6 protein-coding genes are annotated in these 6,676 nt (G+C 56.4%); 5 read left to right on the plus strand and 1 reads right to left on the minus strand.

Translation table 11 applies throughout. The features are described from left to right. Positions 1-118 precede the first annotated feature (118 nt). The 4 genes from GGR95_RS15965 to GGR95_RS15980 all read left to right on the plus strand — a co-directional run bounded on the left by GGR95_RS15965 (position 119) and on the right by GGR95_RS15980 (position 5,033). The gene (locus GGR95_RS15965) at positions 119-2,923 is read left to right on the plus strand and encodes a [protein-PII] uridylyltransferase family protein (RefSeq protein ID WP_184567644.1); all 2,805 of its coding nucleotides are present in this window, start codon (positions 119-121) and stop codon (positions 2,921-2,923) included. Next, complete coding sequence (locus GGR95_RS15970; RefSeq protein ID WP_184567646.1) at positions 2,923-3,192, plus strand: hypothetical protein; 270 nt, start codon at positions 2,923-2,925, stop codon at positions 3,190-3,192. The genes GGR95_RS15965 and GGR95_RS15970 overlap by 1 nt, the downstream gene beginning before the upstream one ends. Positions 3,193-3,274: 82 nt before the next feature. Then, entirely contained in the window at positions 3,275-4,486 is a 1,212-nt protein-coding gene (locus GGR95_RS15975; RefSeq protein ID WP_184567648.1) for an RSP_2647 family RNA methyltransferase, read from the plus strand. A gap of 4 nt (positions 4,487-4,490) precedes the next feature. Further along, entirely contained in the window at positions 4,491-5,033 is a 543-nt protein-coding gene (locus tag GGR95_RS15980; protein ID WP_184567649.1) for an RSP_2648 family PIN domain-containing protein, read from the plus strand. A gap of 10 nt (positions 5,034-5,043) precedes the next feature. Here GGR95_RS15980 and GGR95_RS15985 read toward each other — a convergent pair whose 3' ends face one another. Continuing rightward, the gene (locus GGR95_RS15985) at positions 5,044-5,727 is read right to left on the minus strand and encodes a M48 family metallopeptidase (protein WP_184567651.1); all 684 of its coding nucleotides are present in this window, start codon (positions 5,725-5,727) and stop codon (positions 5,044-5,046) included. A 359-nt stretch (positions 5,728-6,086) separates the two neighbouring features. On the opposite strand from GGR95_RS15985, the gene GGR95_RS15990 reads away from it, so the two are divergent. Continuing rightward, on the plus strand, positions 6,087-6,587 hold the full coding sequence (locus tag GGR95_RS15990; RefSeq protein WP_184567653.1) for a transglutaminase-like domain-containing protein: 501 nt from the start codon (positions 6,087-6,089) through the stop codon (positions 6,585-6,587). The last annotated feature ends 89 nt before the right edge of the window (positions 6,588-6,676 follow it).

Raw genomic sequence — 6,676 nt, forward strand, 5'->3', positions numbered from 1 at the left:
CAAATGTGAATGTTATTTACATTTAATTGATTTGTAGTTTATTTTCAGTTGGTTGCGTTTGGGGGAGTATGTCAGCTTAAGCATTGACGGCATTGCGCTGACGCGTAAATGTGGCGGTATGAATGATATTGCACTCTCCAAACGGCTTGTCCGTTGCCCGCGCGGCACTGTTTCTTCAGATACGGGTCTTCCGCTTGAACGTTTTGACGCTGATTTGCGGCCATTGATTGCGGGGACGGCATCGCTGGCGCCTTATCTGGCCACATTGATCGCAAAAGAAGCGGATTGGCTGGTGGAAGCGGTTGAGGCACCTGAAACGGCTTTGGCAGGTATCCTTGCCGCGCCAGCCACATTGGACGATGCCACACTGAACGCAGGTTTGCGGCAAGGCAAGCGCCGTGTGGCGTTGCTGTCGGCGTTGGCGGATTTGGGCGGTGCGTGGTCGCTGGAAGAGGTGACAGGCGCGTTGACGGATTACGCGGGGGCGGCGGCCCATGCTGCTTTGCGGGTGGCTGTGGCTGCGCAAATCAAACGGGGGAAATTACCGGGGCTTACCGCCGAAGATGCGGAAACCGGCGGCGGCATGACCGTGTTGGCGATGGGCAAGATGGGCGCGGGAGAGTTGAACTACTCCTCTGACATCGACCTGATCTGCCTATTTGATGAAAGCCGCTATGCCCCCGATGATTTCCAAGAGGCGCGTGCAGGGCTGATCAAAGCCACCCGCGCCATGGCGGCCAGCCTGAATGATATCACGGGCGACGGCTATGTTTTCCGCACCGATCTGCGGTTGCGGCCTGATCCTTCGGTCACGCCCGTTTGCGTGGGCCTTATGGCGGCTGAGCGGTATTACGAGAGCTTGGGCCGCACGTGGGAGCGGGCCGCTTACATCAAAGCGCGCCCCTGTGCGGGGGATATTGGCATGGGCGATGCGTTTTTGCGCACGCTGCGGCCCTTTGTATGGCGCAGGCATCTGGATTTTGCGGCCATTCAGGACGCCCATGATATGCGTCTGGCGATCCGTGAACATAAAGGGCTGGGCGGGCCGATCACATTGCCCGGTCACAACATGAAGCTGGGCCGTGGCGGGATACGCGAGATTGAGTTTTTCACCCAGACGCGGCAGTTGATCGCTGGCGGGCGGGATGAGGAATTACGGGTGCGCGGCACCAAAGACGGTTTGGACATACTGGCGCAGAAAGACTGGATACCACAGGACGCGGCGGATAATCTGGCGGATCACTATACGTTCCACCGCACGGTTGAGCACCGTTTGCAAATGGTACAGGACGCCCAAACCCATACTCTGCCGCAAACGCCCGAAGGCATGGCGCGGATTGCGGCAATGATGGATATGGATCAGTCGGATCTGGAGGCCACTCTGCGTGACCGCCTGAGCGCGGTGCATGAAATCACCGAGGGGTTTTTCACCGAAGCCCGTGGCCCAAAACCTCTGCCAGAGGCCACTCATGTCTTTGACAAGTCTGTTATTGAAGGATGGCGGAGCTATCCTGCGCTGCGGTCTGCACGCGGTGCGGAGCTGTTTGAACGGCTCAAGCCCGAGCTTTTGTCGCGGCTGGGGCAAGCGGATAAACCTGATGAGGCGATTTTGGCTTTTGACGGGTTTCTCAAAGGGTTGCCCGCAGGCGTTCAGTTGTTCTCTTTGTTGAAGTCGAACCCGCAACTGGCTGATTTACTTATTACAATCGTATCCGTATCACCCATGTTGGCCGCGCATTTGTCGCGCAATGCGGCGGTGCTGGATGCGGTGATCGGTGGTGATTTCTTTGCGAAATGGCCGGGCCAAGAGGTGCTGTTTTCTGATCTAAGTGACCGTTTGGCGGCGCTGGAGGATTACGAGTCTCAATTGGATGGCACACGTGCGTGGGCGCGGGAATGGCATTTTCGCATTGGTGTGCATCATTTGCGCGGTCTCACGAACGGTGTCCGCGCAGCCGAGCAATATAGTGATCTGGCGCGGGCGGTTTTGCGGGCACTTTGGCCTGTGGTGATTGCTGAATTCTCTCGCCGTCATGGGCAGCCACCCGGCAAGGGCGCGGTGATCGTTGGGATGGGGTCACTGGGGGCTGGACGGCTGACGGCGCAATCTGATCTGGATATGATCATGATTTATGACGCTGACGGCGTTGAGGCATCGGAGGGCAAACGCCCGCTGGCGTCACGGCAGTATTATGCGCGTCTAACCCAAGCGATGATCACCGCAATGAGCGCCCCCATGGCGCAAGGCCGCTTATATGAGCTGGATCTGCGGTTGCGGCCTTCGGGTAACAAAGGGCCAGTTGCCACATCGATTGAGTCCTACACCAACTATCAGCGCAATGAAGCATGGGTTTGGGAGCATCTGGCACTGACCCGTGCAGAGGTGATCGCGGGGCCTGACGGATTGGCGCAAACGGTTGAGGAACTGCGTCTTGAGATATTGAAGCGCAGCCGTGATATGGGCCATGTCTGCCAACAGACCATCGAGATGCGGGCGCGGATCGCAGCGGCGAAAAAGCCTGAAGGCGTGTTGGATGCCAAGATCGGCGCGGGACGTTTACAAGACATCGAGCTGTTTGCCCAAGCGGGAGCTTTGGCGGGGCATGCGTTGGCGCGCGATATTCCTGCGGGGCTAGCGGCGGCACAGCACGTGGGGCTTTTGGATGCGCAAGGGGCGGCAGAGTTGAGTGCCGCTTATGAGACACTTTGGGCGTTACAATCGGCCACACGGCTGCTGTCCTCCAAAGCACTGAATTTTGACGTTGTGCGCGCCGAGACGTTGCGATTCCTGCTCAAGGCGGTCGGTGAGGCCCTGAAATGCGACACCGCAGATGACCTAGAGGCGCAATTGATCCAGACCTATGCAGGGGCGGATCAAATCATCACCGCGGCACTTGCGGCCCATAGCAGCGGAGAAAGCTGATGGAAAAAATAACCCCAGATGATCCCAAAGGCCTGATTTATGAGGCCTTCCGTATTGAAGGCATCACCAAATCCGAATGCCGCACGATTTTTCTGGAGTGGGCGTTGAGCCTTGGGGTCGGGCGTGAGACGCACAGTGCGATGCGCCGCTTGTTGGAGGCACACGGGCAGGATGCGGACCATCCCATGTCCGAGGTGATCTCGGAAGGGTTATACTCGATCGCCACGCCGCAGCGGCGCGGGGGCTGGCGCAGCCGCAAGCGAGACTAGGCCCCGTCTTATTTTCAATCCTGTGACGGGCCACGCGAATAGCGCTTTCCCTTCGCAGGGGAACCGACTAGTGAAGGACGCTATGACAACGCCATTCCCCACATCCGCCCCACTTCCCGTTGTACGCCTTATTCCAAAGGCGAACGCGCGTGCCATCCGGCATGGCGCCCCCTGGGTTTATGAAAACGAATTGGTCACAGACCGCCGTACAAAGGCGCTTGCGCCCGGTACGATTGCGGTTTTGGAGGACAGCCTGCGCCAGCCTATGGGCGTGGTCACTGTGAACCCTAATTCCAAAATCATCTGTCGCATGCTGGATGCTGATCCAGAAGCCTCGATTGATCAGGCATGGATGGCCGCGCATTTGCGCCGTGCCTTGGCCTTGCGCGAACGCATGTACGATGCGCCCTATTACCGTTTGGTCCATGCCGAGGCCGACGGCCTGCCAGGGGTGATCATTGACCGTTTTGGCGATACATGTGTGATCCAGCCGAACGCGGCATGGTCTGATGCGTTGATTGAGCCGCTGACCGCTGCGCTGATCGAAGTGACAGGCGTGAAGAACGTGTTGAAAAACGCCTCTGGACGTACCCGCAGCCTCGAAGGTTTGGATGACGTGAGCGGTGTTCTTGCCGGTACTGCGCCTGATGCAGCTGTGCCTGTGTTGATGAATGGGGCCACCTATATGGCGGACCTGACTGGCGGCCAGAAAACCGGTATTTTCTATGACCAGCGGCCCAATCACGCCTTTGCAGCATCGCTGTCGCGCGGGGCGCGGGTGCTGGATGTGTTTTCCCATGTGGGTGGCTTTGGCCTTGCGGCTGTTGCCAATGGCGCGGCATCGGCCTTGTGCATCGACGGGTCTGCGCCTGCTTTGGCGCTGGCGTCCGAGGGTGCAGCGGCGATGGGTGTGTCAGACCGTGTCACCACACGCCAAGGCGATGCGTTTGATGTGCTGACGGCCCTTCGTGCCGAGGGTGCGGAATTTGACGTGATCATTTGTGATCCCCCTGCGTTTGCCCCTGCGAAACCTGCTCTCGAAGCGGGATTGCGGGCTTATGAGCGGATTGCACGTCTTGCAGCACCACTGGTGGCTGAGGGCGGCATTATTGGGCTGTGTTCATGTTCCCATGCGGCTGACCTTGCGGCGTTCCGCGCTGCAAGTGTACGTGGCATCGGACGGGCAGGGCGCAGGCCAAGCCTGATTCACACCGGATTTGCAGGTGCAGACCACCCACAACTGCCGCAGCTTGCAGAAACAGGGTATCTGAAATCCCTGTTTTTCCACCTGTAATCCTATGAAAATGCTGCTCGACGCCTGTGTGATCTATCCTACTGTTATGCGGGAGATGTTGCTGGGCGTCGCAGCCACGGGCGCTTATACGCCCCTCTGGTCGGCGCGTATTCTTGAGGAATGGGCGCTGGCCGCGCGCAAACTTGGCCCGCAAGGCGAGGCCGTTGCCCGTGGTGAAGTGGCGATGATCCAAGCCAAGTTTCCCAAAGCCTGCGTGCCTGCCCATGGCGGCTTGGAAGCGCGGCTATGGTTACCTGACGCAAATGACATCCATGTTCTGGCGGCGGCAGTGCACGGGAATGCCGATGGCATCGTCACCATGAACGCCAAAGATTTCCCACGCGGTATTCTGGCCGAAGAAGGCCTGAGCCGGAATGACCCTGATGCATTCTTGCTTGGGCACTTCCATGCGGAACCTGACGCTGTGACGCAGGTTGCCCAAGCTGTCGTGCAAGAAGCACGGCGTTTGTCAGGGGAGGACTGGAATATGCGATCGTTGATGAAAAAAGCGCGTTTGCCGCGATTGGGAAAAGCGCTGGTTGCCTGAGGGCACAAGCCTATTTGTCCCACCTGATTTGCATTTTCTTCAGCGCCGCAATCCTGTCGTTGCTGTGGGGATGGGTGAGTAGCCACGCGGGGGGACGGCCGCCGCCCGATTTTGTCAGCGCATCCAGCTTTTCAAACAAGGATATTTGCGGGCCGATACCGATGCCTGCTTTGGTCAGCAAAGCGGCGGCATAGGCGTCAGCCTCGAACTCGTCGCTGCGTGACAGTTTGGCAGCCAGCAGGCGGGTTAACATATTGGCAATCCATATGCCGATACCGGGGATGAAACGGCTGAGCACCATACCCAAGGCAGCCCGCATTGCGTTTTGGCCCGAGAAATCAATCATCCGGCGGCGGGAGTGCCCCAAGGCCACATGCCCCAATTCATGGGCTATGACGCTTGCCAATTCTTCGGCGCTCACTTCACCTGCACGGAACTTGTTGTAGAACCCGCGTGTGATGAAAATGCGCCCGTCCGGTGCGGCAAGGCCGTTCACGGGCTCTATCTCATAAATATGAACATTGATGCGGGGCAAATCCAGCGCGCGCGCCATCTGCTTGCTCATCTCAACCAACTTCGGATCGGCCAATACGGTTGATTTTTCGTCCAGTTCGCGGCCCGTACGCCAAACAGAAAAGCGGTACATGATGAGCCCATAAGCAATGGCCAGCAGGATGGGGATTACTTTTATCATAACGTTAATATGAGGGGATTTTCTGCTGCGGCAAGGTCAATCTAGGCCGGCAGATGACACAGTGTGCCATTCGACGAAGCTGTATCTGGGCAGATGTCTGAATATTATCAAATAATTACTTACAAAAGGCAGTGTCTCGACCTAATACGTTAATAATTAATTAATTTCCTTATTGGGTTTCTGAAATTATGGTTAAGTTACAAAGGGTTATGAAATAAATATTAACATGTATAGTAGTCTAAAGGTTAATATTTGTCGGGTTAAGTATTAACATGTTGATGAGTGGGTAAAAAAATGGCTTGGAGCTCTAGTTCCTGAAGGTCCTAAAATATGAGAATCAATAATAGTTAGAATGAAATATGTTTAGACAATATCTATCCACAACACCGCTTCTCGACTTCAGTAACCCAGCCATCCAAGCGCTTGTTAAAGAGAACGGGTGGGCGACGCTGTCCACGGACCTCAGGATAGGTGCCGTTTATGATTTTGTCCGTAACGAAATCCTGTTCGGGTTCAATGCACGTGACACATTGACGGCATCTCAAGTACTGGAAGAAGGGTATGGGCACTGTAATACCAAAACTACATTATTGATGGCGCTGCTGAGAGCCGTTGATGTGCCTTGCCGCTTCCATGGCTTTACAATTGCCCACCGCGTGCAACGCGGGATCATCCCTGATGTGGTCTATCCGGTTGTTTCCAAAAACCTGCTCCATGGCTGGGCTGAGGTGTTCTTTGAGGGGCAATGGATAGAGCTGGAAGGCTTTGTTCTGGATTATGAAATCCTGAACGCGTTGCAAGATGCCTTCCCTGATACAGAGCGTCTGTGTGCTTATGGTGTTGGGACCGACCGGCTGTAAGCGGTGCGCCCACCCCACCTTCCTTGTGAGCCCCTGATCTGAGATTCAGCCCTGACAGATGGATTATAAGGGAGTTTCTCCATGGAGCG

Source organism: Sulfitobacter undariae, from assembly GCF_014196805.1.
Taxonomy (GTDB): Bacteria; Pseudomonadota; Alphaproteobacteria; order Rhodobacterales; family Rhodobacteraceae; genus Sulfitobacter; species Sulfitobacter undariae.

Excerpts from the sequence above, each read along its gene's own strand:
- GGR95_RS15975 (WP_184567648.1), top strand. The coding sequence starts at position 3,275 with ATGACAACGCCATTCCCCACATCCGCCCCACTTCCCGTTGTACGCCTT.
- GGR95_RS15970 (WP_184567646.1), top strand. The coding sequence starts at position 2,923 with ATGGAAAAAATAACCCCAGATGATCCCAAAGGCCTGATTTATGAGGCC.
- GGR95_RS15965 (WP_184567644.1), top strand. The coding sequence starts at position 119 with ATGAATGATATTGCACTCTCCAAACGGCTTGTCCGTTGCCCGCGCGGC.
- GGR95_RS15990 (WP_184567653.1), top strand. The coding sequence starts at position 6,087 with ATGTTTAGACAATATCTATCCACAACACCGCTTCTCGACTTCAGTAAC.
- GGR95_RS15985 (WP_184567651.1), bottom strand. The coding sequence starts at position 5,727 with ATGATAAAAGTAATCCCCATCCTGCTGGCCATTGCTTATGGGCTCATC.
- GGR95_RS15980 (WP_184567649.1), top strand. The coding sequence starts at position 4,491 with ATGAAAATGCTGCTCGACGCCTGTGTGATCTATCCTACTGTTATGCGG.